Genomic DNA, 26,210 nt, shown 5'->3' on the forward strand with positions numbered 1-26,210 from the left:
GGTTACTCCTCGTCCAGGATGGCGGGCACCCGGAATTTGTCGCCGGCGCGCGCGGGCGCACCGGACAGGGCCTGCTCGACAGAAAGCGAGGGGACGACGACGTCTTCACGGAACACGTTGGTCAGCGGCATCGGGTGGCTAGTCGCCGGCACGTCGCTGGTGGCGACTTCTTGCACCTTGGCGACGGAGTCGACGATCTGGCCGAGGTCGAGGGTGAGGTTCGTGATCTCTTCCGGACTGAGGTCGATCCGGGCGAGGTTCGCCAGATGGGCGACCTGCTCGGCCGTGATTGCAGACATGTTGCTCCAATGAACTGGTGGGGAACCTCAATTCTAAAGGAGGCGGCCGGGGGCGCGGGCCGCGTAGCCTGCGCGAGGTGCGTGCGGGCGGTGGGTGCGGCATCCGTCGGTTCGGCGGCGGATGCGGCAGCGCGGCCAGCCAGCGGACGCTGCGGGTCAGGGGCTGCCGCGCAGCGGACCCTGAGCGGGGACAGACGGAAAGCTGCTTAATATTCCTCAGGAGAACGGGCATCGTAGACACCTTGCGTCGGCCGAATACAGGCCATGGGGCCATCTCTGACACCTCGCGCACGAAGTGTCACAGAGCGCCCCTTGGGGTCGATGTCACCGCCGCGACGTGGCGGAGATGGCCCCTTGAATCGAGTTGAAGGGGCCATCTCTGACACTTCGCGCGCACCGCGGGGCCTCCATGAGGCCGTCTCTGACACCTCGCGCACGAAGTGTCACAGAACGCCCCTTGAGGACGACGTCAGGGCCACGAACTGGCTCAGATCACCCGGGGGGATGCCTGGCCTCTACCGCCCGGCGCCGGAGAACCACTCACGCGGCGGAAAGCTGCACGTGCGCCCGAAACGTGCCGGCCGTCCTGCGCCCAAAGCCGCTGATGCGACCGGATGTTGCAGCCCGGCTCGATCGAGCGCCCAAACCTGCACGTGCGCTCACAACGGGCGAGCTGTCGTGCGCCCAAAAGCTGCTGATGCGCGCGAATGTTGCAGCCCGGCGCGCCCATGCGCCCCAAAACTGCACGTGTGCCTGGCCTGCCACGCGCACGTGCAGTTTTGGGGCGCATGACCTGCATGGAGTGCACAGTGATGGCGGGGCCAGTGTCGGACGTTACTCGGCGGAGTCAGCGTGGCCGGCGCGGTCGGCAGGGTCGGCAGGGTCGGCGGAGTCAGCGTGGCCGGCGGGGTCGGCGGGGTCGGCGGGGTCAGCTTCTGTGTCGGCGTCGACCGGGGGCAGGGCGTCGGGGCCGCCCTCGAGCAGCAGGCGAAACTCGTCGGCGTCAAGGATGCGGATGCCAAGCTGTTCGGCCTTGGTGAGTTTCGACCCGGCGCCGGGGCCGGCGGCCACGAAGTGGGTCTTCTTCGACACGCTCGACGCGCTTTTACCGCCGGCGGCGATGATGGCTTCCTGGGCGCCCTCGCGGGTGAAGCCTTCGAGCGACCCCGTCGCGACGACGGTGATCCCGGCGAGCACTCCCCCGGCGGCCTCGGCCGCGCCCGGGCCGGGGTGGCCGGGAGTCGTGAACTGCACACCCGCCGCGGCCCACTGCGTGACGATCTCCACGTGCCAGTCGACCTCGAACCAAGCCAGCACGGCGTCGGCAATGATGCCGCCGACCCCGTCAACTTGCGCAAGTTCGTCGCGGCTCGCGGCTCGGATGGCGTCGAGGGCGCCGAAGTGGTTCGCGAGGGCGCGGGCCGCAACAGGCCCGACGTGACGGATGTTCAGCGACACCAGGATGCGCCAGAGCGGCTTGGTCTTGGCCTTCTCGATCTCGGCGAGCAGCTTCAGGGCACTCGTCGACGGCTGCGGACCGGTCAGGCCGGCCTTTTTCTCGGCGGCGGTCGGGTTGCGGCGGAACGGCATGCGGATCTTGGCGACGCCGTCGTCGTCTTCCTTCGGCAGCCCGGTCTCGGCGTCACGCACGATCACCTGGATCGGCAGCAGGTGCTCCAAGCTGAGGTCGAACAGGCCGGCCTCGGTCACGAGCGGCGGCTCAGCCGGCACGGTCGGCTGGGTCAGGGCGGAGGCCGCGACCTCGCCGAGCACCTCGATGTCGAGGCCCCCGCGACTGCCGATGTGTTCGACCCGGCCACGCACCTGCGCGGGGCAGCTGCGCGCGTTCGGGCAGCGCAGGTCGATGTCACCCTCCTTCGCGGGGGCGAGCGGGGTGCCGCACTCGGGGCAGTTGACGGGCATCACGAACTCGCGTTCGGTGCCGTCACGCAGTTCGACGACCGGGCCGAGCACCTCGGGGATCACGTCGCCGGCCTTGCGCAGCACGATCGTATCGCCGATCAACACGCCCTTGGCCTTGACCACGTCCTGGTTGTGCAGGGTCGCCTGGCGCACTTCGGAGCCGGCGACGAGCACCTTCTGCATCACGGCGAACGGGGTGGCGCGGCCGGTGCGGCCCACGCTCACGACGATGTCAAGGAGCTTCGTGTTGACCTGTTCGGGCGGGTACTTGTAGGCGATCGCCCAGCGCGGCGCCCGGTTGGTGGCGCCGAGTTCGGCGTGCAGCGCCAGCTCGTCGATCTTGATGACGATGCCGTCGAGTTCGTGCTCGACGCTGGCGCGGTGGGCGCCGTAGTACTCGATGTAGTCGGCGGCCTCGTTGACCGAGGTGGTGACCGTGAAGTAGCTGCTGGTCGGCAGCCCCCAGGTACTCAGCAGCCCGTACACCTCGGACTGGGTGGCGACCGGCGGGTTCTCCCACGCACCGATGCCGTGTACGAGCATCCGCAGCCGACCGAGACGGGCCTTCATAAGAGCAAGCTGGTCGGGGTTCTTGCCGGCGGCCTTCTGGCGCAGCGACCCGGCGGCCGCGTTGCGCGCATTGGCGAAAACCCGTTCCCCCGAGGCGGCCTGCGCGGCATTGAGCTCGTCGAACGCGGCGACGGGAAAGAACACCTCGCCGCGCACCTCCATCAGCGACGGATGCGCCGCGCCGTCCGGCAGATCGGCCAGCCGTCCCGGGATCCCCGGCACAAGGTCGATGTTCTCGGTGACGTCTTCGCCGACGACGCCGTCACCGCGGGTGGCCGCCGAGACGAGCACCCCATCGGCGTAGCGCAGGTTGATGGCGAGGCCGTCGATCTTGAGCTCGCAGAGAAAATGCACGGCCCGGCCCGAGTTCTCGACGGCTTTGTGGGCCCAGGCCTCGAATTCCTCGCGGGAGAACACGTTGTCGAGGCTGAGCATGCGCTCGGCGTGGGTGACGGGGTCGAAGAGGGTGACTTCGGCGCGGCCGCCGACGGTCTGGGTGGGGCTGTCCTGGCTCTGCAGCTCGGGGTGCAGACGTTCGAGTTCGCCGAGGCGCTGAACCAGGGCGTCGTACGCGGAGTCGTCGATGATGACGGTGTCCTGGCCGTAGTAGGCGTCGCGGGCTTCGAGGATGTGGGTGGTGAGGTCGGCGGCCTCGGCGGATGCGGCCGCCAGGTCGGTGGGGGTGGTCGCTTTCGTCGACGCGGCCACCGACGGTTCGGGGAGTGTTTCTTCGGCGGCGTCAGGCATTGACCGTGGCGGGGCTGGCCGACGCGGACGTTGCGAGAAGTGTGGTGGTGGCGATGCCGGCGGCGGCAGCAGGAACAGCCGAGACCGGAACAGCACTGACGGTGCGGTCGATGGTGCACTGGCCGAGCACTCGGGTGCCCATGTACACGACGGCGGTCTGGCCGGGCGCGACGCCGGTGAGCGGCTGCTCGGGCAGGATCTTGAACTCAACACCGCCGTCTGCGCGGGTGACGACCTGCGCGATGGCCGGTTCGAGCTCGGAGTGCGCGCGAATCTGCACGTGGCAGTTGAAGGCGACCTCGGGGTGTTCGGGTGCGAGACCGGCCCAGGTGTACTTGTCGCCGGCGATCTCCTTCACGGCGAGGGCTTCCTTCGGGCCGACGACAACGGTGTTGCTGACCGGACGCACCTCGAGCACGAAACGGGGCTTGCCATCGGCGGCGGGGGTGCCGATCGAGAGGCCCTTGCGCTGGCCGACGGTGAAGGCCACGGCGCCCTCGTGGGTGCCGAGCTTGTTGCCCTCACGGTCGAGGATGTCACCGGTGGCGGGAGCGACACGTTCGCCGAGCCAGCCGCGAGTGTCTCCGTCGGGGATGAAGCAGATGTCGTAGGAGTCGGGCTTGTTGGCGACCGAGAAGCCGCGGGCGGCCGCTTCGGCCCGCACGAGCGTCTTCGACGGCGTGGTGCCGAGCGGGAACATCGAGTGTGCGATCTGGTCGGCGGTGAGCACGCCCAGCACATAGGACTGGTCCTTGGCCTCGGCGCTCGCGCGGTGCAGCTCCTTGTTGCCCGCGGCATCCGTCAAAATACTCGCGTAGTGGCCGGTGCAGACTGCGTCGAAGCCGAGGGCGACGGCTTTTTCGAGCAGGGCGGCGAACTTGATCTTCTCGTTGCAGCGCATGCACGGGTTCGGGGTGCGGCCGGCGGCGTATTCGGCGATGAAATTGTCCACGACGTCGAGCTTGAAGCGCTCGGAGAAATCCCAGACGTAGTACGGGATGCCGATGATGTTGGCGGCGCGCTGGGCATCCATCGAGTCTTCGACGGTGCAGCAGCCGCGGCTGCCGGTGCGCAGCGTTCCCGGCATTCGGCTCAGCGCCAGATGCACGCCGACCACCTCGTGCCCTGCTTCGACCGCACGCGCGGCTGCCACGGCGGAATCGACACCGCCACTCATTGCTGCTAAAACCTTCACCGTGCGAGTGTACTCGGCGAGGCTGGGCGCGCCACCGACGGGCGGCCTAGGTGCCGGGCGCGCGGTCGGCCATGCCGGCGCGGGCAGCCTGCGCGTGCGCGGCCGGCAGCGCGGCCAGCAGAGCATCGACGTCGGCATCCGTCGACGTGTGGCCGAGGGTGATGCGCAGGGCGCCGCGGGATTCGACCTCGCTGCGGCCCATCGCCCGCAGCACGTGCGAGGGTTCGGGCACCCCGGCCTGGCAGGCAGAACCGGTCGACACGGACACTCCGGCGGCGTCGAGCAGAAAGAGCAGCGAGTCGCCCTCGCAGCCCGGAAAGCTGAAGTGGGCGTTGCCCGGCAGGCGACCGGATGCCACCGGGTCGCCGTTCAGCACGGCGGCCGGAACGAGGGCGGTCACTCCCGCGATGACCCGGTCGCGCAGCGCTGCGAGGCGCGCGGTCTCGCTGGCCTGCCCGGTGCCGAGGGCACCAGCCGCCACGGCGAAGGCGACGGATGCCGCCACGTCCTGGGTTCCGCTGCGCACCTTGCGCTGCTGCCCGCCGCCATGGATGAGCGGTTCGACGGTGGTCCTGCGGCCGAGCACGAGCGCGCCGATGCCGACAGGGCCGCCGACCTTGTGCGCCGAGACGCTCAGCGCCGAGACGCCCGCGGCGGACAGCGCCGCGAAGTCGACCGGCACGTAGCCGTAGGCCGCGACCGCGTCGACGTGCACCGGGATGCCGTGGGCCGCGGCGAGCGCGGCGACCTCGGCCACCGGCTGGAGCGTGCCGACCTCGTTGTTGGCCATGATCAGGGTGACGAGGGCGACATCCGTGGGATCACGATCGATCGCGGCGGCGAGCGCGACGAGGTCGATGCGCCCCACCGCGTCGAGGGGAATCCACTCGATCACAGCGCCGTCGTGGCGTTCGAGCCATTCCACGGTGTCGAGGGTCGCATGGTGCTCTCCGCCGGGAACGAGGATGCGGGTGCGCGGAGACCGGGCCCAGAACAGCCCCTTGATGCCGAGGTTGATGGACTCGGTGCCGCTGCCGGTGAACACGACTTCGATGGGATCGCAGCCGAGGCTCGCGGCGACGGTCTCGCGGGCCTCCTCGAGCATCCGCTTCGCGTTCTGGCCGGCGCTGTGCACCGAGGCCGGGTTTCCGACCACCGCCATCGCGTCGGCGTAGCGTCGAATTGCCGCGGGGAGCATGGGCGTGGTCGCCGCATGATCCAAGTACACAGTCATATACATCTCATTCAGTCTGGTCGTCCGGGTCGTTCGTCGTGGTCGCTCGGCCGATGCGATTCTCGCCCCGTGGCACCCGTGGTCGGCGCGCGCGCTCACACTGATTACTCTAGAACCCATGACATCCGCCGATTCCCTGCGCTCCCTCGGAGTGCGGGTGACCAGTACCGGCGGAGAACTGCGGGTGTGGTCGGAGACGGCCGACGGCATGGATCTCTGCATTTTCGACGATACCGACCCCAACTGGATCGTGAAGAGCGTGCCGATGAAACGGGACGAGGCGAATGTCTGGTCGGGCAAGTCCCGCACCCTGACTCCCGGCCGCCGCTACGGCATCCGGGTGACCGGCCCGGCGGGCCCGCGCAACTCATTCCACCCAGAGAAAACCCTGATCGAGCCCTATTCGCGGGGCTTGGTGCGGGTCGGCCCCGACCAGTGGCAGTCGAGCGTGATCGACGGGTACTTCGACTGGAACGGCGCCGAGAAACCGGCCGTTCCGCTCGATCACACCGTGGTCTACGAGGCCCACGTGCGCGGCATCAGCCGACTCAACCCGGCCGTTCCCGCACACCTGCGCGGAACCTACGCCGGCCTCGCCCACGAGTCGACGATCGCTTACCTGAAAGACCTCGGTGTGACGGCGGTGGAACTGCTGCCGGTGATGTCGTTCGTCTCCGAGCAGCGCCTGATCAAACAGGGACTCATTAATTACTGGGGCTACAACACCCTCAATTTCTTCACCCCCCACGCCGACTACGCCACCCAGGCCGCCCAGGCCAGCGGCCCCGAATCGGTGCTGCGCGAGTTCAAGGGCATGGTCAAGCTGCTGCACGAGGCCGGCCTCGAAGTCATCCTCGACGTGGTCTACAACCACACCGCCGAAGAGGGCCCGAACGGCCCGGTGACGAGCCTGCGCGGCATCGACGAGGCCGTCTACTACCGCCAGAACGACGACGGGTCGTACATCGACGTCACCGGCTGCGGCAACACCGTCAACTTCGGCCACGAGGTCCCCCAGCGCCTCGTCCTCGATTCGCTCAAATACTGGGCCAACGAGGTACAGATCGACGGGTTCCGCTTCGACCTGGCCGTGACCCTCGGACGCGACGGCAACGTCGAATACCGGCCGGAGCATCCGCTCTTGACGGCGATTAGGGACGACCCCGACATGCAGGGCGTCAAGCTCATCGCGGAACCGTGGGACATGGGCATGAGCGGATGGCAGACCGGCAACTTCGCGCCCGGTTGGTCGGAGTGGAATGACCGCTACCGGGACCGCATGCGCGACTTCTGGCTCTCGGACATTCAGAGCATGCGCACCCGCGGCTCGGTCGGCTCGGGAATCGGCCGTTTCGCAACCCGGATGGCCGGCTCGTCGAACACCTTCGCGACCGACCGCGGGCCGCTCGCCTCGCTGAACTTCATCACGGCACACGACGGCTTCACCCTCGCCGACCTCACCGCCTACAACGAGAAGCACAACCTCGGCAACGGCGAGTCCAACCGCGACGGAACCGACAACAACAACTCCTTCAACCACGGTGTGGAGGGCCCCACCCGCAACCTCGAGGTGCTCGCGACCCGCCGCAAGGCCATTCGCAACCTGCTCGGCACGCTGCTGCTCTCCGCCGGCGTGCCAATGATCACCGCCGGCGACGAATTCGGCCGCAGCCAGCGCGGCAACAACAACGCCTACTGCCAGGACAGCGAGCTCACCTGGCTGAACTGGAACTTCGACGACTGGCAGCAGGACCTGCATCGCGTCAGCCGCCGCCTGTTGCAGCTGCGCCGGGAGAACCCGGCGCTTCGGCCCGTGCACTTCGGCCGGCTCGGGGAGACCACCCTGAGCGCGAGCAACCTGGAGTGGTACAACATCGAGGGCAAGTCGATGTCCCAGCAGGATTGGAACTCCCCCAAGGAGCGCACCCTGCAGTACATGGCGGCGAGCACCCCCGAGCACGAGGGCTTCAACCGCATCCTGCTCGTCGTGCACGCCCTCGAGCAGGACCTCACGGTCACGCTGCCGCTGCACCCGGGCGTGTCGTCGTATACCCTGCTCTGGGATTCCAGCCATGACGAGCTCGACGAGTCGAGCATCGAGCACGCTCCCGGCACTCCCCTGCTCGTGCCCGGGGCGTCGATGCAGCTGTTCCGCGCCAACGACTGACGCCCGACGAACAGGAATGCCCCCGACCACTGGTCGGGGGCATTCCTGTTCGGGCTCTGAGGCTACGAGGCGACCGCGACCAGGCCCATCTCAGCCGGGCTGATCAGCAGGTCGTTGCGCGGAACCACGCGTACCGTGTAACCGAACGCCCCGGCTCGGTCGAGTTCGACCGTTCCGGTGAACAGCGTCGGAACGCCGCCGCCGGCTGACCCGGTCGCGTCGTCGGCCGGGTTCTCGGCTTCGATTTCGAGCGCCTGGGTGCTCGTCTCGCTGAGGTCGTCGCCGCTCGTGCTGCGTCCGTAGACCACCTCGACGGTGACGTCATCGGGGAGCAACCCGTTGAGCTGCACGTGTGCCCGCAGGTGCAGGTCGTCGCCGACCTCCGGCACCGCACTGACACCGCCGGATTCGACGTGCGTGACCGCGACGCCGTGCCAGGCCTGCAGGATGCGGCCCTTCCAGGCGGCCAGTTCGCGGGCCGCTCGAAAGTTGTTCGTCGACAGCAGGTGCTCGTAGTGCCCGGCGGGCCGGTAGAGCTTCTGCACGTACTCGCGCACCATGCGGTCGGCGCTGAGCTCGGGCGACAGGGTTGCGAGGGTGTGACGGATGCTGGCCACCCACCGCTTCGGCACCTCGTCGCCCTCACGCTCGTAGAAGCGCGTCGCAACGTGGTGCTCGATCAGGTCGTAGAGTGCCTCGGACTCCATCCGGTCGCGCTCGGCGGAATCGCCCGCGGCATCCGCTGACGGAATCGCCCAGCCGTTCTTACCGTCGTAATATTCCGGCCACCAGCCATCGAGGATCGACAGGTTCAGCACGCCGTTGAGCGCCGCCTTCATGCCGCTCGTGCCGCAGGCCTCGAGGGGACGCAGCGGGTTGTTGAGCCAGACATCCGTTCCCGGGTACATCAGCTGCGCCATCGCGATGTTGTAGTCGGGCAGGAAGGCGATGCGCTGGCGCAGTTCCGGAGTCGCCGCGAACTGCACGATCTTCTGGATCAGGCGTTTGCCCTCCTCGTCGGCGGGGTGCGACTTGCCGGCGATGACGATCTGGATCGGGCGCGTTGGGTGCAGCAGCAGGGCCCGCAGGCGTTCGGGGTCGTGCAGCATGAGCGTGAGCCGCTTGTAGGTCGGCACCCGGCGGGCGAAACCGATGGTCAGCACGTTCGGGTCGAAGACGCCGTTGATCCAGGCCGGCGCGATGCCGCCGGGGTTCTGTTCCTGCCAGGCCGCGAGCAGGCGACGGCGGGCGTCTTCGACGAACTGCAGCCGCATCTGGCCGCGCACGTTCCAGAGGTCTTCATCGGTCACGGCGGGCGAATTCCAGTCGGCCGTGGACGTGTCCGAGGCGCCCAGGCGATCCTGGGCGAGGGCGAGCAGTGCCGGGTCGGTCCAGGTCGGCGCGTGCACGCCGTTGGTGATCGACCCGATCGGCACGTCGCTCGGGTCGAAGCCCGGCCACAGTCCGCTGAACATCTTGCGGCTGACCTCACCGTGCAGGGTCGACACGCCGTTGGCGTGCTGGCCGAGGCGCAGGCCCATGATCGCCATGTTGAACACGTCGGGCGAGCCGCCGGCGTAGGTCTCCGCGCCGAGGGCGAGCAGGTCGTCGACGTTGACCCCGGGCAGCAGGTCGGTGCCGAAGTAGCGGCGCACGAGGCCGCGGTCGAACCGGTCGATGCCGGCGCCGACCGGGGTGTGCGTGGTGAACACGGTTCCGGCGCGGGCGACCTGCAGGGCTTCCTGAAAGCTCAGGCCTTCGCCGATGAGGCTCGAGATGCGCTCGAGGCCGAGGAACCCGGCGTGTCCCTCATTGGTGTGGAACACCTCGGGTTCGGGGTAGCCCTTGAGCTCGCTCCATAGTTTGACGGCGCGGGCGCCGCCGATGCCGAGCAGCAGCTCCTGCAGCAGCCGGTGCTCGCCGCCGCCGCCGTAGAGGCGGTCGGTGACCAGGCGCAGGTCGTCGGGGTTCTCGGGGATGTCCGCGTCGAGCATGAGCAAGCGGATGCGTCCCACGAGCGCCTGCCAGACCCGCGCGTGCAGGGTGCGACCGTCGGGAAGGGCCAGCGAGACCTGCACGGCCGAGCCGTCGGCGCGGCGCAGGACGGACAGCGGGAGCCCGTCGGGATCCAGCAGCGGGTAGCTCTCCATCTGCCAGCCGTCGGGCGAAATCGACTGGGCGAAGTACCCCGCACGGTAGAAGAGGCCGACGCCGACGAGCGGCACGCCGAGGTCCGACGCGCTCTTCAGGTGGTCACCGGCGAGGATACCGAGGCCGCCGGAATACTGCGGCAACGCCGCCGCGATCCCGAACTCCGGGGAGAAGTAGGCGATGGCCGCCGGCTTCTCGCCTTCGAGGCCCTGATACCAGCGCGGCTGTTCGAGGTAGTCGCGCAGGTCGTCGCGCATCGCGTTGGCCGCGTTCACGAAGTCCTGGTCGCGCGCCAGCTCGTCGAGCCGTGCCGGATCGACGGCGCCGAGGAGCGCCACCGGGTCGGTTCCGATCGAACGCCACAACTCTGGAGCGATCTGTTCAAACAGTTGCCTCGTCGGCTCATGCCAGGACCAGCGGAGGTTACCCGCTAATTCTTCAAGAGCCACGAGGGGTTCGGGGAGTACTGCACGGACTGTAAATTTGCGGATCGCCTTCACGAACCCAACACTAGGGGCGGCTTGTGTCGAATGGGTAACCACGAGAAGCAGGTTTTGCGATTTATTCGCGCTACGGTCGTGTTGTGGCTAAGACAGCAGGAAACCGAGACCTCGTTAACCAGGCACCGCGCGCAACCGAATTCGTTGCGCGCGTCGGCCGTATCCCCGTACTCGATCTATCGCCCCAGCTCCCCGACAACCTGTGGCCGACCCGCTCCTTCGTCGGCGAGGTCGTTCCCTTTGCGGCGACCGCGTTCCGGGAAGGTCACGATCTCATCGGCGTGACGCTGCTGCTGCGCGCTCCCGACGGTGCCCTCACGAGCCGCCCGATGACGCTGACCGTTCCCGGCACCGACCGGTGGGCCGCCGAAGCGCAGCTCGACCAGCCGGGCAGCTGGGAATACCGGATCGGCGCCTACGCCGACGACTGGAACACCTGGCGTCACAACGCGCTCATCAAGATCCCGGCCGGCGTCGACGTCGACCTGATGTTTCTGATCGGCTCGGAGCTGCTGTCCGTCGCGGCGGCCGACAGTGGCCGCGTGGCCGCCGAACGCCGGCTGTTCCGCGCCGCGGCGAAGGTTCTCGTGAATGGAGACCTTCCCGTCGCCGAGCGCCTCGCCGCGCTCGATGAGGCCAAACTGGCGAAGGCGATCGCGCTGCATCCGCTGGCCGGGCTGGATTCCGTCTCCGAGCCGCGCACCATCATCGTGGAGCGAAAGCGTGCCGCGGTCGGCTCCTGGTACGAGTTCTTCCCGCGGTCAGAGGGCGCCAAAAAACTCGCCGACGGCTCGTGGAAGAGCGGAACCTTTCGTACCGCCGCCAAACGCCTGCCCGCCGTCGCCGCCATGGGCTTCGACGTGCTCTACCTGCCGCCGATCCACCCGATCGGCACGTCGTTTCGCAAAGGCCCGAACAATTCCCTGACCGTGGGGCCGTTCGACCCGGGCTCGCCCTGGGCGATCGGCTCGGCCGACGGCGGCCACGATGCGATCCACCCCGACCTCGGCACCGCCGCCGATTTCACGTATTTCCTCAACCGCGCCAAAAAGCTCGGCATCGAGGTCGCCCTCGACTTCGCCCTGCAGGCGTCCCCCGACCACCCGTGGGTCACCGCCCACCCGGAGTGGTTCACGACCCTGCCCGACGGGTCGATCGCCTACGCCGAGAATCCGCCGAAAAAATACCAGGACATCTACCCGATCAACTTCGACAACGATCCCGCGGGCATCCGTGCCGAGGCCCTGCGGGTGCTCACGCACTGGATCGACCTCGGCGTGACGATCTTCCGGGTCGACAACCCGCACACCAAGCCCCTCGACTTCTGGGAATGGCTCATCACCGAGGTCAACAGCCAGCACCCCGATGTGATCTTCCTCGCGGAGGCATTCACCCGGCCCGCGCTCATGCAGGCGCTCGGCAAGGTCGGCTTCCAGCAGTCGTACACCTACTTCACCTGGCGCAATACGAAGGAAGAGCTCGAGGATTTCTTCGACGGGCTCGCCCGCGAGACGCCCAATTTTCTGCGGCCCAACCTGTTCGTCAACACCCCCGATATCCTCACCGAGTTCTTGCAGTTCGGCGGGCCGGCGGCCTTCAAGATCCGCGCGGCGCTGGCCGCCCTGGCTTCCCCGAGCTGGGGGGTCTACGCGGGCTTCGAACTCTACGAGAGCGTCGCCCGGCCGGGTGCCGAGGAGAGCATCGATAACGAGAAGTACGAGTACCGGCCGCGCTCCTTCGCCAAGGCCGAAGAGCTCGGCCAGTCCCTCGCTCCGTTCATCACCCAGCTCAACCAGATCCGCCGGGACCATCCGGCGCTCGGCCAGCTGCGCAACCTCGACATCCACTCGAGTGATGACGACTCGATCCTCGTCTTCAGCAAGTACCTCGACGCCGCATACACCGGAACGGGCGAAGCGGATGCCCTGCTCATCGTCATCAACGTCGACCCGCACTCGGTGCGGGAGACCGTCGTGCACCTCGATGTGACGCGCTTCGGCATTCCCGTCGGAGAGCCCTTCGACGTGACCGACCTGCTCACCGGAACGACCTGGACCTGGACGGCCGACAACTTCGTGCGGCTCGACGCATTCACAGAACCGCTGCACATTCTGCACGTGAAGGGACGGAGCGCATGACGCCCGCAACAGGAGACACCACCCCGGCCGACAAGGCCAAGGCGACGCCCACCCCCGCCGCGGCGCCCCCGGCAGCCGCCGTTCCGGCCACCACACCGGCCACCACACCGACCCCTGAACCCGACACGATCGGTGGTTTTCCCGTGCACGTGCTGCAGGCCGTGGCCGCCGGCAGCTACTACAGCCCGCACCAGGTCCTCGGCCAGCACCTCGCGAACGCGGCCGGCGTCACCGACCCGCTCGTCACCATCCGCTCCTTGCGGCCGCTCGCCACCGAGGTCACCGCGATTCTCGCCTCGGGCGCGCACGTCGAACTGAACCACCTCGCGTTCGGCATCTGGGAGGGCACGAGCACGCTCGGCCTGCAGGACTACACCGTCGAATCCCGCTACGAGGGCGCCCCCGCCTGGATCGCCGACGACCCCTACCGTTTTCTGCCGACCCTCGGCGAGCTCGACCTGCACCTGATCGGTGAGGGCCGCCACGAACGCCTGTGGGACGTGCTCGGCGCGCACCACCGCGAGCAGTGGGGCGTGAACACCGCCTTCGACGGCACGTCGTTCGCCGTCTGGGCCCCGAACGCCCAGGCCGTGCGCGTGATCGGTGACTTCAACGGCTGGAACGGCGTGACCCACGCGATGCGCAACATGGGCGGCTCCGGGGTCTGGGAGCTGTTCATCCCGGGCCTCGTCACCGGGTCCACCTACAAGTTCGAGTTGCTCACCCAGCACGGCGAGTGGATCGCCAAGGCAGACCCGATGGCGCGGGCCGCCGAGGTGCCGCCGCAGACAGCATCGGTCATCGCCGAATCCCACTACGAGTGGGCGGATGCGGCGTGGATCGCGGCCCGAACGGCCACCGACCCGCACGACCAGCCGATGAGCATCTACGAGATGCACGTCGGATCCTGGCGGCCGGGCCTCAGCTACCGCGACCTCGCCGACGAGCTCATCGGATACCTGGGCGAGCTCGCGTTCACGCACGTCGAGTTCATGCCGCTCTCGGAGCATCCGTTCGGAGGCTCGTGGGGCTACCAGGTCAGCGGTTACTACGCGCCGACGAGCCGCTTCGGCGGCCCCGACGACCTGCGCTATCTGATCGACCGGCTGCACCAGGCCGGCTTCGGCGTGATCATGGACTGGGTCCCCGGCCACTTTCCGAAGGACGCCTTCGCCCTGGCCCGCTTCGACGGCCAGCCCCTCTACGAGCACCCCGACTGGCGCCGCGGCGAGCAGAAGGAGTGGGGCACCCTGGTGTTCGACTTCGGCCGCCCGCCGGTGCGCAACTTCCTGGTCGCGAACGCGCTCTACTGGCTCGAAGAGTTCCACATCGACGCCCTGCGCGTTGACGCGGTCGCCTCGATGCTCTACCTCGACTACTCCCGCAAGGACGGTGAGTGGGAGCCCAACCAGTACGGCGGCCGCGAGAACCTCGAGGCCATCAGCCTGCTCCAGGAAGTGACCGCGACGGCGTACCGCCGCAACCCCGGCACGATGATGATCGCCGAGGAATCCACGAACTGGGGTGGGGTGACGGCCGCGACGAGCGGCGGCGGGCTCGGCTTCGGGTTCAAGTGGAACATGGGCTGGATGCACGACTCGCTCGAGTACATCAGCGTCGACCCGATGTACCGTTCGTACCACCACAACGACATCACCTTCAGCTTCATGTACGCGTTCAGCGAGAACTTCCTGCTGCCGATCAGCCACGACGAGGTCGTGCACGGCAAGGGTTCGCTCATCAACCGGATGCCCGGTGACTCCTGGCAGCAACTCGCCAACGTGCGCGTCTACCTGTCGTTCATGTGGGCGCACCCGGGCAAGCAGCTCCTCTTCATGGGCCAGGAATTCGGCCAGCGCTCCGAATGGAGCGAAGAGCGCGGCCTGGACTGGTGGATGCTCGACCAGCCCGCTCACCGCGGCCTGTTCACCTTCGTCGGCCAGCTCAACCGGGTCTACCAGGCCAACGCGAGCCTGTGGGCACGGGACAACGACCCGAGCGGATTCGAGCTCATCGACGGCGGCGCGGCCGCCCAGAACGTGGTCTCGTTCCTGCGCTGGGACAACGACGGCCAACCGATCGCCTGCTTCTTCAACTTCGCCGGGCACCCGCACGAGAACTACCGTGTGGGCCTGCCGTTCGCGGGCCGCTGGGACGAAATCCTCAACACGGATGCCGCGGACTTCGGCGGTTCCGGGGTCGGCAACTTCGGCGGTGTCTGGGCCGAGTCCGAGCCGTGGGGCGGGCGCCCAGCCGCGGCGACGATCACCCTGCCGCCGCTCGCCGGCGTGTACTTCAAGTACCGGCCGTAGCCGGACGCCGCACACGAACGCCCCCGGCACGACCCACTCGCGTGGGTCGTGCCGGGGGCGTTGACGTGCTGGCGTCTAGTACAGCAGTGCCGTGAGGCGGCTGCGGGTGGGAGCGACCCGCGGGTCTTCCGCGCCGACGACCTCGAACATCTCGAGGATGCGCTCGCGAATGGCGTTGCGCCCGGCGGGGTCCTGGGCCGGGAACAGGCCGAGAAGCCGGTCGAAGGCATCCTCGATGTGACCGCCGGACAGGTCGAGGTCGGCGACCAGCAGCTGGGCCTGCAGATCGTCGGGAGCGGAGGCCGCCCCCGAGCGGATCTGATCGAGCGTCTTGCCCTTCAGCCGGGCCAACAGGCTCACCTGGGCGAGCCCGGCGACGGCCATCGTGTCGCCCGGGTCCTGCGCGATCGCGGTGCGGTATTCCGCCTGGGCGGTGTCGAAGTCGCCGCGCTCGATGGCTTCGTAGGCCTCGGCGTGGTGCGGCGGCAGCGGCGCGGGCTCGGGCGAGGCCACAGCCGTATCCGCGACCGTGGCGCTGCCGGTCACGCCCTGCTCCGCGGCCAGCTGCAGGAGGCGTTCGAAGACGTCCCGCACTTCGGCCTCGGCCAGCGCCCCGGTGAACAGCTGCACGGGCTGGCCGCCGATGACGGCGGCCACCGTGGGAACGGAGGTGGCCTGGAATGCCTGGGCGAGCTGGGGGTTGGCCTCCATGTCGACCCTGGCCAGCAGGAAACGCCCCGCATAGTCGGTGATGACCGTGTGCAGCACCGGTGTGAGCTGTTTGCCCGGCTCAGACCAGTCGGTGGACAGCTCGACGATGATCGGGATTGTCGTGGAGAGTTCCAGCAGTTCACCGAAGTTCGCGTCGGTGCCGTCGAGCACCAGGCTGGGAACGGCGACCGGTCCGGAGGGGGCGGCGCCCGGCGTCTGCGGGGCGGCGGATGCCGCCGGGCTCGGCGCTGAGGGCCGGTTCACGAGCGAGGAGAGATCAACCGCTCCGCGCAGGTTGGATCCGGAAGGGGGCACGTTGGTCATGGAAGCTCCGCCGATGAGATGAGGCCCTGGGAGAAGCCCAGGAGGGAAATTTTGTCGTCTGACCCCGCGGCCGGCACGTAGAAGAGCAGCTGGTCGGCGTAGGTACTCTGCAGGCCCTTGGTCGACTCGTCGATACCCGACAGCGCCCTGCTCGAGACGGAACCTTCCTCCGGGCCGACGACGGCCTGTTCGGCGACCGGGCTGACGGTCTCGACCTCGTTCAGGCTGACCGCGATGACGCTGCCGGAATCGTTCGTCGCCAGGGCCAACGTGCGCCCCGAGCCGCCCGTGCTCGTGTATTCGAGGGCCGCCGTGATTTCCAGCTCCGCGATGGCGGTTGCCCGGCGCTCGGCGACCTGGGAACGGAAGCTGTCACCGGTTGCCTCGAATTTGTCGAACCACTGGCTGGCTTCACCCTGGGCCAGAATATCGGCGTAGGCGGCGCCGACCTCGTCCGGGGGCATCAGCAACAGCCGCGAGTCGGGCGCGATGAGCGGCGCTCCGACGATGGCCGGCGCGACGTCGACGCGGGATTCGGGCTCGAGTTGCACCGCGTACTCGACGAGGTAGTTGTCCCGCGGTGTCTCCTGGCTCAGCACCAGTGCCGTCGGTGCGACGCTCGTGGTGTCCGTATCCTGGATCACGGTCATCACCGTGCGAGGCCAGGATTCGGTCTGCTGGGGCAGGGTGAGCACCAGCGGCGATGCGGGGATGGCCGCCGACGCCGTGACCTCGGGTGCGACAGCGCGAATCTTGTAGTTGGCCAGGCGCTGCTCCAGGGCGGGCCCGGTGAAGCGTGTGGTCAGTGAGTCGGAGTCGAGGGCGGCATCCGCCTCGGTGGCGATCGTGGAGATCTTGGCCACGATGCGCTCCAGCTGGGGTACGGTCACCGCCGCGGGCGCCGGCGCCGTCGCGTCTTCGGCCTCATCGGTCGAGTTCGGTGTCGGCGAGGCCGTCGAGCTCGATCCGGAGACCGGATCCCCGCCGCCCGGCCAGAATTCGGCGGAGCATCCACTCAATACCAGACCCGAGATGGTCAGGACCGGAACGATCACGACGAACCGGTTGAGGGACTTGCGCGGGCCGGTGATCTCACTGGCTTTCAGAGCGCGCGGACGCGGCGGACGGGGCAGGCGCGGCAGCCGGGGGCGCGGCACGTTGCGGCGCGGGCCGCGGGATCGGCGCAGGTGCAGCAGCGCGAGGAGATAGAGCACAAGCCCGAGCAGGAGCATCACGGCGCCCCCGACGATGAGCGGACCGGCCCACGGGGTGCCGTTGTCCACCCGCCAGGACAGCGAGATCTCGCTCGGCGCCGGCTCAACACCGTCGGAGGCGACGATCAGGGAGATGTCGTCCGGCACGTTGATGGCGGAGACGAGCTCCTGCTGGGCCGAGAATTCGTCCAGCCAGAGGTCGGAGCCGACCGGACTGGTCTGGGGCTCATCAACGACCTCGGTCGTTTCGGAGGTATCGGTGTCGCTCTCGGAGCCATCCGTCGTCGCGGCGGTGTCGGTCGCGACGAGTTCCCCGTCGACGAGACTGATGTCGACGTGGGCGTCGTTTCCAATCCACGCGTCGACATCCGCCGAACGGCCGAAGGCCATGAAGACCTCACCGGGGCCGCTCAGCGACACGGTTTGACGGCCGGAGTACGCGGCCAGCGCAGAGGGGTCGATGACCGTGTAAGCGGCATCCCCCGTCACGGTTGTGCTGAGGGAGATCGAGTTCGGTTCGAGGAACACGGTGCGCTGGGCAAGGCCCAGCACGATCATCGCCGCAGCAAGAACGAACGCCACAATGGCGAAAACAAAACGCACGTCTTCCTTCCTGTGTTGCCCATCAGTCGGCGTGAGCTCGCGGTCAACACCAGTACGGGTCCGAAAGGCAACAGACACGGACGTTCTACGATAGTGGACTCTCCTGAGAGCGACCTAATAGGTCGCACGTCGCGCCACGCTGTGCCCTGACCGGATTCCACGGCGGGACGACTACAGTTAATTTGCCTGCTCCGCTTCACGAGAGCAGGATTCGCCCCCACCTTGAGGAGTCACCACCGTGTCCAACGACGAGGCTGAATTTGCCCAGGTCTTCCGTGGCTACGACAAGGAAGAGGTCGATAAAGCGATCCAGGGACTGCGCCGCGACCTGATCAAGGCCAACACCCAGAGCGCCTCGGCCAGCGCCGAAGTGAAGCGATTGTCCGCCCAGGTTCACGACCTCATCCAGGAGATCGATGAGGTCGGCAGCCCTACCTTCTCGGGCCTCGGCACGAAGCTGGAAAGCACTCTTCGCGTCGCCGAGGAGCAGTCCACCCGGGTCATCGCCCAGGCCGACATCGACGCCGAGAAGCTGCGTGCGACCGTGGCCCACGAAGTCGACGACCTGCACCGCACCGCCACGGAGCAGTCAGACCGCACGCTGGCCGATGCCGAGGTCAAGGCTCGCCGCATCCTCGACGACGTGCGGGGAGAAGCGGATGACCTGCTCTCCCGGGCGCAGGATGAGCACGCCACCCTGACCCAGGAGGCCCTGCGCGAGGCCGCGCTCATTCGCGGCACGGTGGCCACGGAAGCCGCCGAAGCGCGCGCGACGGTCAAGCGTGAGGTGGCCGCCATCCGCTCCGAAGCCGAACGCGAGGCCGCCGAGGTGCGCGTGGTCGCCCAGCGCGAGGCCACCGACGCACGCGAGACCGCCGCGGGCCTCGGCCGCGAGACCGAGCTGACCCGTTCGGCGGTCGCGCACGAGCTTGACCAGAAGCGTGCCGTATTGGCCCAGGAAACCGAGCAGGCACGCATCGATCTGGCCGAACGCACGGAACGCACCGAAACCGACCTCGCTCGTGAGACCGAACAGGCCCGAAGGGACCTCGCCGAGGAGCTGGCGCTCGCGCGCAGTGAGGCTGCCGCCGAGATTCAGCTGGCTCGCAGCGACCTGGACCGGGATCTGCGTGACGGACGCAACACCATCATCACCGAGCGCGCACAGGCCGAGACCGAACTGGCGCGCGACCTCGAACGGCAGCGCGCGACCGCCGAACGAGAGGCCGCGACCATTCGCACCGAGATCACGATCGAAGCGGAGGACGCCCGCGCCGAGCTGGCCCGCGAGATCGCCCGCGCCAGGGCCGAGTTCGACGCAGCCCGGGAACAGGCCCGCATCGACCTGGACACGGAGCTGACGGCGACCCGTCGTGCGGTCGAGTTCGAAGCCGCCCAGCTCGGCCGGGAAACCGACCAGGCCCGTGCCGACCTCGACATCGAGCTCAAGGCCCGGCGCGACGAGGCCGAGCAGGAACACCTGGCCCGCCACCGTGAGGCCGTGGCACTGGCCCAGAAGTTCCAGGGCGACGCCACCCGGCAGCTCACCGAGACCAATATGCGGCTGCGGGAGCTGCGGGAGCTCAACGCCGAACTCGATGGCGGAGCACGCGTCATCGCCAAGGACCTCAAGGTCGCCTCCGAGGAGACCGCGGAGCGCACCATCCGCGAGGCCGAAGAGAAGGCCGCCGCGATCCTGCACGAAGCCACCGAGCGCACCAGGGAGCTCGTCACCGACGCGGAAGACCGCATGAAGCAGATCAGGGTCGAACGTGATGCCGTCGCCGGCTACTTCGAAAGCCTGCGCAGCGTGCTCACCCAGGCCGAACGGGTCTCCAGCGAAAAAGACTAGCCCCCGCGGATTGATCGGGCCACGCTGACCAATCCGGGGTCTTGGGCTGCCCGAGCACTACGGTATTGATCGGGCCGGAACCGGCCGCACGAGTGGGGAGATCCGCGTGAAGATTCAGAATGCGTTCCGTTTCGGTCTGGTCGGCACCCTCGGCGTGGGTCTGGGGCTGCTCATCATCACCTCGGTGATCACCCTCCAGACGATCATCATCTACATCGGAGCGGCCCTGTTCATCGCTCTCGGCCTCGATCCGGCCGTGTCCTGGTTGGAGCGCAAGCGTTTTCCGCGCTGGGCGGCCATCCTCACCGTGCTCGTTGGCGTGCTCGGGGTGCTCACCGGCGTGATCTTCGCGGTCGTGCCGATCATCATCGAGCAGGTCACCAAACTCTCGGCGCAGTTTCCCCAATTGGTGCGCTCGATCAACTCATCGACACTGCTGCTCGACATCCAGGACCAGTTCCCGACCCTGCAGGTCAACGAGATCGTCTCGGCGGTCACCGACTACCTCGGCGGAAACCTCGACACCATCACCGCAACGGTCGTGCAGTCAGGCCTGGCCGTCGTGAACGGCCTGTTCGGCGGGCTCATCATCCTGATTCTCACGCTGTACTTCACGGCCTCACTGAACACCATGAAGCGCGCGAGCTACCAGCTCGTTCCCGCCTCCAAACGCGAGCGGTTCACCGACCTGAGCGAGCAGATCACGAAGGCCGTCGGTCGCTACGTGGTCGGGCAGGCCGGGCTGGCCGCCTGCAACGGCGTGCTGAGCTTCATCTTCCTCTCGATCATCGGCGCCCCCTTCCCCGCCCTGCTCGCGTTCATCGCCTTCCTGCTGTCGTTGATTCCCCTGGTCGGAACGATCTCCGGGTCGGTCATCATCGTGCTGACCTGCCTGATCCCCGGCATCGGCAGCTCGCCCCTCACGGCCCTGGTCGCCGCGATCTACTACCTGATCTACATGCAGGTCGAGGCCTACGTGCTCAGCCCGAACATCATGAACCGGGCGGTGTCGGTTCCCGGCGCCGTGGTCGTGATCGCGGCGCTGGCCGGCGGCTCACTGCTCGGCATCCTCGGCGCCCTCATCGCCATCCCGGTGGCGGCGTCGATCATCATGATCATCAAACAGGTCGTGATCCCGCGCCAGAACGAGCTCTAGGCGGCGGGCCCTGACCACTCGCTCGGCAGCGGCAGCGCCCCCGGGTTGACGACGGCAACAATCTCGTCGAGTACCCGGCGGGTCATCGCCTCACCGACCCAGAGGTGCTTGCCGTTCTCGACGGCCACGAAGTGGGTCTCCGGAACGACGGCGAACCGGGCGCGCGCCTCCGCGGGCTTCAAATAGTCGTCGTGTTCGGGGATGATGGCCACGAGCCGGCGGGAGTTTCCCGCCCAGGCGGCGAGTTCGGCATCCGTCGCCCGGTGCAGGGGCGGGGACAGCAGAATCGCCCCGAGAATGGGGTGTTCGAGGCCGTACTTGATGGCGAGTTCGGTACCGAACGACCAGCCGACGAGCCAGGGATTGGGCAAACCGCGTTGCGCGACAAAGGCCATCGCCGCCGCCACGTCAGCTCGCTCGCCGACTCCCCCGTCGAAGTCACCGTCGCTCGTGCCGCGTGGGGAACTGGTGCCGCGCGTGTTGAAACGCAGCACGGCCAGATCGGCCAGGGCCGGCAACCGCCCCGCCGCCTTGCGCAGGATGTGGGAGTCCATGAAGCCGCCGGCCGTGGGCAGCGGATGCAGGGTCACGAGCGTTGCCACCGGAGCCCGGCGCGCCGGGGTCGCCAACTCGCCGACCAGGGTCAGCCCATCCGAAGTCTGCAGCTCGATGTGTTCGCGGATCGCCGGCAGTTCGACGCCGCCGCGAATCTCGATCGGGCTGGTGCCGGTCGCGGTGGTCTCGGTTGCGGTCGTGCTGGTCGCGCGGGGATCACTCATGCGGGCTCCTTGATCACTTGATGAAGATCACTTGATACGCCAGCAGTGCGTGTGCCAGTGTCGCCGGTTCGACAGGTCGGCGGCGTCGCCGAGAACACCGTCGCCACGCCAAGCCACCATATGGGCCGTGCCGGGTGCGATCTGCAGGCGGCAGCCCGGGCAGAGGTAGGTTTTCGCGGCCTGTGCCGCAGGAATGGGCTGGACGTGCCAGAGTCCGTCGCGTCGAACCTCGCTGCGCCGCCAGCCCTCGAGCAGGTGGCCGAGGTCGCCGTCATCGTCTGGTTCCGGCTTGCGGCCCCTGGGTCGGTTGCTGCGCGCCATAAAACCAGTCTACGGCGAGTCGGACGACAGACGACGCCGCAGGGCCCTGACAGCCCCCAGGCGCCCGTGGCACGGAGGGGCAGAATCGCCTAGTACCAGCCGGAGTTCTGCGACTTGGCCCAGGCACCACACGGGGAGCCGTAGCGGTCGGTGATGTAGCCCAGGCCCCACTCGATCTGCGTGGCGGCGTTGGTCTCCCAGTCTGATCCCGCGGAGCTCATCTTGGAGCCCGGCAGGGACTGCGGAATGCCATAGGCACCGCTGGAGGAGTTCATCGCGGCGACATTCCAACCGGATTCCTTCTGCCAGAGCGACACCAGGCAGTTGTACTGCTCTTCGCCCCAGCCACGAGAAGCAATCGCGGTATAGGCATACGCCTTGGCCGATCCGGGATCGGGGACAGCGGCGGGCGGCGCGGTGTAGACCTTCGGCTCGGAGGTCTCCGCTTCGGTGTCCGTTTCGGTCTCGGCGACCGATGCGGCGGCGACGGGCACCGGCTCGGGGATGACCTCCGTCACGACGAAGCCGTCGCGCGACACCGTGTTCGTGAAGCCGCCGGCAACGGCGAGGGTCTGGGCGCTCTGACCGTCGAACCGGTCAACAACCGTCGGCGCAATCTGAAAATAGGGGGAGGCCGTCGCGCCGGAGTATGGATCGACGATCGTCACCAGCATGAAGGCGGACGCGGCGGTGAACGCAAAAAGCACGTGCGATGCCTTGGCCTTCGAGCGGGTTCTGCGGATTCGGCCCCCACGGGGGGCCGTGCTGGACTCGATTACGCTCAAATGTCTACCCACGATTACCCGACCCTAGCCGACTTTGCGACATTCGCCTAGATAACGAGCAGATAACGGTCACTCGTTCAGCGCACAGCGAGCATCACATCGATGACACTGTCGAGCAGGGCGTCGACCTGCGCTTCACGATAGCCGCCACGTTCCGCACGAAATACGGCGGTGCGTACCTCGTCGACGGACAGGGGACGCCCCTCCGAAAAATACCGCTGCAGTCGGTGCGCGAATCGGTCGACGTCGGCGCGGCGGTAGCCGACGCTGAACACGCTGGTGCGGGTGAACCGGTGGCCACGATCGCGGCCGAGGCGAGCGAGAATGATCTGGGCACTGGCCTGCGCCTGCTCCATCCATGCCTCCTCCCCCATCAGTCGGGCGGCAGACTCGCGTTCACGGGCCGCAAAGGCGTCTTCGAGGCGTTCCAGGGCCGCATCGACCTGGGCCGGGGAATATCCGCCCTTCTGCATGGCGAAGGCGGTGTGGCGGATCGTGTCGGCGGTGAGCTGTGTCGGGTGTGCCCGGGACGGCGCTCCGTGCAGACGGCGAGCTGGCACGACGGCGGTGTCGTCCTCCGCGTGTGGCTCGACCGGCGCGTCGCTGTGCGCGTCGTCCTGAGCATCGTCCTGCGCGTCATCCTGGGCATCGTAGGCACTGCGGGCGAGGGCAAGGAATGCCTCAACCTGCTCGCTGCTGTAGCCCAGGGTCTTCTTGTCGGTGCGGGGAAAGGTGGTGCTCACATCTTCATTGTGTCCCACCGGGCGACGCCTGTCGAAACGAGGCGGGGTCACGCGAAAATGAGGTAGAGCGTATAGGCCGCACCGGCCGACGGAAGAATGGAATCGAGGCGGTCGAGGAAGCCGCCGTGTCCGGGCAGCCACGAACTCATGTCTTTGATGCCCAGGTCCCGCTTGATCAGGGATTCCGCCAGATCACCGAAGGTCGCGCTGACGAGGATCACGGCACCGAAGATCAGGCCGAACCACCACGGCTGCTGCAGCATGTACACCGCGAGCAGCACGCCGGCAATCATCACGACGACCCCGGCACCGATGAAGCCCTCCCAGGTTTTCTTGGGACTGATGCTGGGCGCCATCGGATGCTTGCCGAACGAGAGTCCGCTGGCATAGGCCCCGGTGTCGGCGGCGATCACGAGGCAGAGGAACGCGAGTGTCCACCACTCCCCACCGTCTTTCCCGACGAGGAGAACGGCGAAGCTCGCCAGGAAGACGACGTAAACCTGGATCAGGATGCCCGCGCTGACATCTCGACCGACCGCGCGAGCATCCGCTCGGTGCGCCGGCCAGGCCAGCAGCGCGAGGCGCCACAGGCCGATCAGGGCAATGCCGCCCAGCGTCGCGAGCCACTGACCCGCTGCACCCCACAGGAAGGCCGCCGGAACGACGGCACAGGCCGACACGATCACCGGAATGCGCGGCACGTTCAGGCCGGCGTGACGCAGGGCCTGGGCCAGCTCGAAGGCGGTGAAGCCCACCACGACCAGGGCGAAGATCAGAAAGATCTCCTTGATGAGGATCAGGCTGAAGAGCATCGTGAGTCCGAGGACCAGCCCGATCAGGATCGCCAGGATCAGGTTGCGGCCCGTGCGCGCCTCGATACGCTCGTTCGTCGCGTCCAGGTGTGCCCGAGTGGCCTGCACCTGCCGATCGAAGTCGGCCTTCGAGGCCTGGACCTGGCGCTCGAAATCGCTGCGGGTGGCGTTGACCTGGGCCCGGAACTCGGCGCGGTTGACCCCATGACCGTGGCTGACCCCCTTGCCACGTCTGGGTGGCGGAGTGGGGGCATCCGGCTGTGAAGGTCCGGGTTCGGGCGTCGTCATTGTGGTACTCCCCTAGATCTCGAGGAGCTCCGCTTCCTTGCGTTTGAGGGCATCGTCGATGGCGTCGACGTGCGTCTTGGTGATCGATTCGAGCTCTTTCTCGGCGCGAGCGACCTCGTCATCGCCCACGTCGCTCTTCAACGCGTCGAGCTCGTCCTTGGCCTTACGGCGGATGTTGCGCACCGAGATCTTGCCGTCTTCACCCTTGGTCTTGACGATCTTGACGAATTCCTTGCGACGGTCCGTGGTGAGTTCGGGCAGCGACGCGCGAATGACGACACCGTCGTTGCCGAGGTTGGCCCCGAGGTTGGGGGTATCGCGGATGGCCTGCTCGATGTCGCGCATCGCGCTCTTGTCGTAGGGCGTGATGAGCAGCGTGCGCGCTTCCTGGTTTTGCAGGGAGGCGAGCTGCTCGAGCGGCGTCGGAGTGCCGTAGTAGCTGACGAGAATCTTGGCGAACATCTGCGGGTTCGCACGACCCGTGCGGACCGTTCCGAAATCGTCTTTGGCGGCCTCGAGGGCCTTGTGCATGCGCGCGGTGGCGTCGGACAGAACATCCGCAATCACGGTGACTCCTTCTTCGGTGGCTGGAACAAGCTTAGTTGGAGACCCGGGTGCCCAGATCCTTGCCGAGGATCGCGTCGGTGACGTTGCCCTCGGGTGCCATGCCGAAGACCTGCATCGGCATGCTGTTGTCCATGCACAGGCTGAAGGCGGTCGAGTCGACGACCTTCAAGCCGCGCTGCAGGGCGTCACGGTAGGTCAGGTGGTGGATCTTCTGGGCGTCGGGGTTGGTGTTCGGATCATCGGAATAGACGCCGTCAACGCCGTTCTTGGCCACGAGCACGACATCGGCGTCGATTTCCAGGGCACGCTGGGCGGCGACCGTGTCGGTGGAGAAGTACGGCAGGCCGGCTCCGGCACCGAAAATGACCACCCGGCCCTTTTCGAGGTGACGCTCGGCGCGGCGAGGGATGTACGGTTCGGCGACCTGGGTCATCGCGATGGCGGACTGCACGCGGGTTTCCGCGCCCGCCTGCTCGAGGAAGTCCTGCAGGGCGAGGGCGTTCATGACGGTGCCCAGCATGCCCATATAGTCGGCCCGACCGCGGTCCATGCCGCGCTGGGACAGTTCGGCGCCGCGGAAGAAGTTGCCTCCACCGACGACAATGGCGACCTCAACCTGCTTGGCGCCCTCGGCGATTTCACGCGCGAGGGAGCTGACCACGTCGGGATTGACGCCCACGCTGCCGCCGCCGAACGCTTCGCCGGAAAGTTTGAGGAGGACCCTGCGCTTCTTGCCCGAGTTGTTCATGTGCGTGGGACGCCTTCCGTTGTGATTTGTTTCAAAACTACCCGGTCGATCCGGGCCGCGCGCGCAGGAAG

Annotated in this window: 19 protein-coding genes; 5 read left to right on the forward strand and 14 right to left on the reverse strand. The window is 67.7% G+C overall.

Annotated elements, in window-relative coordinates:
• Positions 1-2: 2 nt before the first annotated feature.
• From gatC to D6T64_RS21035, 4 genes are all read right to left on the reverse strand, one after another.
• Entirely contained in the window at positions 3-299 is a 297-nt protein-coding gene (gatC, locus tag D6T64_RS21020) for an Asp-tRNA(Asn)/Glu-tRNA(Gln) amidotransferase subunit GatC (protein ID WP_119976635.1), read from the reverse strand.
• 834 nt (positions 300-1,133) lie between these two features.
• On the reverse strand, positions 1,134-3,539 hold the full coding sequence (gene ligA / locus D6T64_RS21025; RefSeq protein ID WP_119976636.1) for an NAD-dependent DNA ligase LigA: 2,406 nt from the start codon (positions 3,537-3,539) through the stop codon (positions 1,134-1,136).
• The gene (gene mnmA / locus D6T64_RS21030) at positions 3,532-4,734 is read right to left on the reverse strand and encodes a tRNA 2-thiouridine(34) synthase MnmA (RefSeq protein ID WP_233551478.1); all 1,203 of its coding nucleotides are present in this window, start codon (positions 4,732-4,734) and stop codon (positions 3,532-3,534) included. The genes ligA and mnmA overlap by 8 nt, the downstream gene beginning before the upstream one ends.
• Positions 4,735-4,780: 46 nt before the next feature.
• On the reverse strand, positions 4,781-5,968 hold the full coding sequence (locus D6T64_RS21035; protein WP_119976638.1) for a cysteine desulfurase family protein: 1,188 nt from the start codon (positions 5,966-5,968) through the stop codon (positions 4,781-4,783).
• Positions 5,969-6,086: 118 nt separating this feature from the next.
• On the opposite strand from D6T64_RS21035, the gene glgX reads away from it, so the two are divergent.
• Entirely contained in the window at positions 6,087-8,135 is a 2,049-nt protein-coding gene (gene glgX / locus D6T64_RS21040) for a glycogen debranching protein GlgX (protein WP_119976639.1), read from the forward strand.
• A 62-nt stretch (positions 8,136-8,197) separates the two neighbouring features.
• Here the strand turns inward: glgX and glgP are convergent, their stop codons facing one another.
• A complete protein-coding gene (gene glgP, locus D6T64_RS21045) occupies positions 8,198-10,786 on the reverse strand; it encodes an alpha-glucan family phosphorylase (protein ID WP_119976640.1) in 2,589 nt (862 codons plus the stop codon).
• Positions 10,787-10,947: 161 nt separating this feature from the next.
• Between glgP and D6T64_RS21050 the strand changes: the two genes are divergently transcribed.
• Both D6T64_RS21050 and glgB read left to right on the forward strand, forming a co-directional pair.
• On the forward strand, positions 10,948-12,924 hold the full coding sequence (locus D6T64_RS21050; RefSeq protein ID WP_119976820.1) for an alpha-1,4-glucan--maltose-1-phosphate maltosyltransferase: 1,977 nt from the start codon (positions 10,948-10,950) through the stop codon (positions 12,922-12,924).
• Positions 12,921-15,236, forward strand: coding sequence for a 1,4-alpha-glucan branching protein GlgB (glgB, locus tag D6T64_RS21055; protein ID WP_119976641.1), 2,316 nt, complete (start codon positions 12,921-12,923; stop codon positions 15,234-15,236). The genes D6T64_RS21050 and glgB overlap by 4 nt, the downstream gene beginning before the upstream one ends.
• Positions 15,237-15,311: 75 nt before the next feature.
• On the opposite strand, the gene D6T64_RS21060 is transcribed toward glgB, so the two are convergent.
• Positions 15,312-16,271 carry a tetratricopeptide repeat protein gene (locus D6T64_RS21060; protein WP_119976642.1) on the reverse strand — a complete coding sequence of 320 codons (960 nt, stop codon included), beginning with the start codon at positions 16,269-16,271 and terminating at the stop codon, positions 15,312-15,314.
• A complete protein-coding gene (locus D6T64_RS21065; protein WP_119976643.1) occupies positions 16,268-18,088 on the reverse strand; it encodes a hypothetical protein in 1,821 nt (606 codons plus the stop codon). Before D6T64_RS21065 ends, D6T64_RS21060 begins: the two co-directional genes overlap by 4 nt.
• 238 nt (positions 18,089-18,326) lie before the next feature.
• Here D6T64_RS21065 and D6T64_RS21070 point away from each other — a divergent pair, with 238 nt between their 5' ends.
• Positions 18,327-19,940: a coiled-coil domain-containing protein gene (locus tag D6T64_RS21070; RefSeq protein WP_119976644.1), complete on the forward strand. Its 1,614-nt coding sequence runs from the start codon at positions 18,327-18,329 to the stop codon at positions 19,938-19,940.
• 106 nt (positions 19,941-20,046) lie between these two features.
• Positions 20,047-21,096 carry an AI-2E family transporter gene (locus tag D6T64_RS21075; RefSeq protein WP_119976645.1) on the forward strand — a complete coding sequence of 350 codons (1,050 nt, stop codon included), beginning with the start codon at positions 20,047-20,049 and terminating at the stop codon, positions 21,094-21,096.
• Here the strand turns inward: D6T64_RS21075 and D6T64_RS21080 are convergent.
• From D6T64_RS21080 to pyrH, 7 genes are all read right to left on the reverse strand, one after another.
• On the reverse strand, positions 21,093-21,812 hold the full coding sequence (locus D6T64_RS21080) for an alpha/beta hydrolase (protein WP_119976821.1): 720 nt from the start codon (positions 21,810-21,812) through the stop codon (positions 21,093-21,095). The two genes, D6T64_RS21075 and D6T64_RS21080, sit on opposite strands and share 4 nt — an antisense overlap.
• Positions 21,813-21,902: 90 nt before the next feature.
• Positions 21,903-22,196, reverse strand: a complete 294-nt coding sequence (locus D6T64_RS21085) for a hypothetical protein (RefSeq protein ID WP_119976646.1) — start codon at positions 22,194-22,196, stop codon at positions 21,903-21,905.
• Positions 22,197-22,285: 89 nt separating this feature from the next.
• Positions 22,286-22,903 carry an aggregation-promoting factor C-terminal-like domain-containing protein gene (locus tag D6T64_RS22950; RefSeq protein WP_199719255.1) on the reverse strand — a complete coding sequence of 206 codons (618 nt, stop codon included), beginning with the start codon at positions 22,901-22,903 and terminating at the stop codon, positions 22,286-22,288.
• Positions 22,904-23,058: 155 nt separating this feature from the next.
• Positions 23,059-23,724 (reverse strand): DivIVA domain-containing protein, encoded by a 666-nt coding sequence (locus D6T64_RS23325; RefSeq protein ID WP_233551479.1) that lies wholly within the window; start codon positions 23,722-23,724, stop codon positions 23,059-23,061.
• A 47-nt stretch (positions 23,725-23,771) separates the two neighbouring features.
• Positions 23,772-24,824 (reverse strand): phosphatidate cytidylyltransferase, encoded by a 1,053-nt coding sequence (locus D6T64_RS21100; protein ID WP_119976647.1) that lies wholly within the window; start codon positions 24,822-24,824, stop codon positions 23,772-23,774.
• Between the two features lie 12 nt (positions 24,825-24,836).
• Positions 24,837-25,391 (reverse strand): ribosome recycling factor, encoded by a 555-nt coding sequence (gene frr / locus D6T64_RS21105; RefSeq protein WP_119976648.1) that lies wholly within the window; start codon positions 25,389-25,391, stop codon positions 24,837-24,839.
• Between the two features lie 31 nt (positions 25,392-25,422).
• The gene (gene pyrH, locus D6T64_RS21110) at positions 25,423-26,139 is read right to left on the reverse strand and encodes a UMP kinase (protein WP_119976649.1); all 717 of its coding nucleotides are present in this window, start codon (positions 26,137-26,139) and stop codon (positions 25,423-25,425) included.
• Between the last annotated feature and the right edge of the window lie 71 nt (positions 26,140-26,210).

It is taken from the genome of Cryobacterium melibiosiphilum (assembly GCF_003602235.1).
GTDB lineage: Bacteria > Actinomycetota > Actinomycetes > Actinomycetales > Microbacteriaceae > Cryobacterium > Cryobacterium melibiosiphilum.

Excerpts from the sequence above, each read along its gene's own strand:
- ligA (WP_119976636.1), bottom strand. The coding sequence starts at position 3,539 with ATGCCTGACGCCGCCGAAGAAACACTCCCCGAACCGTCGGTGGCCGCG.
- pyrH (WP_119976649.1), bottom strand. The coding sequence starts at position 26,139 with ATGAACAACTCGGGCAAGAAGCGCAGGGTCCTCCTCAAACTTTCCGGC.
- D6T64_RS21060 (WP_119976642.1), bottom strand. The coding sequence starts at position 16,271 with ATGACCAACGTGCCCCCTTCCGGATCCAACCTGCGCGGAGCGGTTGAT.
- glgX (WP_119976639.1), top strand. The coding sequence starts at position 6,087 with ATGACATCCGCCGATTCCCTGCGCTCCCTCGGAGTGCGGGTGACCAGT.
- D6T64_RS21085 (WP_119976646.1), bottom strand. The coding sequence starts at position 22,196 with ATGGCGCGCAGCAACCGACCCAGGGGCCGCAAGCCGGAACCAGACGAT.
- glgB (WP_119976641.1), top strand. The coding sequence starts at position 12,921 with ATGACGCCCGCAACAGGAGACACCACCCCGGCCGACAAGGCCAAGGCG.
- gatC (WP_119976635.1), bottom strand. The coding sequence starts at position 299 with ATGTCTGCAATCACGGCCGAGCAGGTCGCCCATCTGGCGAACCTCGCC.
- D6T64_RS21100 (WP_119976647.1), bottom strand. The coding sequence starts at position 24,824 with ATGACGACGCCCGAACCCGGACCTTCACAGCCGGATGCCCCCACTCCG.
- D6T64_RS21035 (WP_119976638.1), bottom strand. The coding sequence starts at position 5,968 with ATGACTGTGTACTTGGATCATGCGGCGACCACGCCCATGCTCCCCGCG.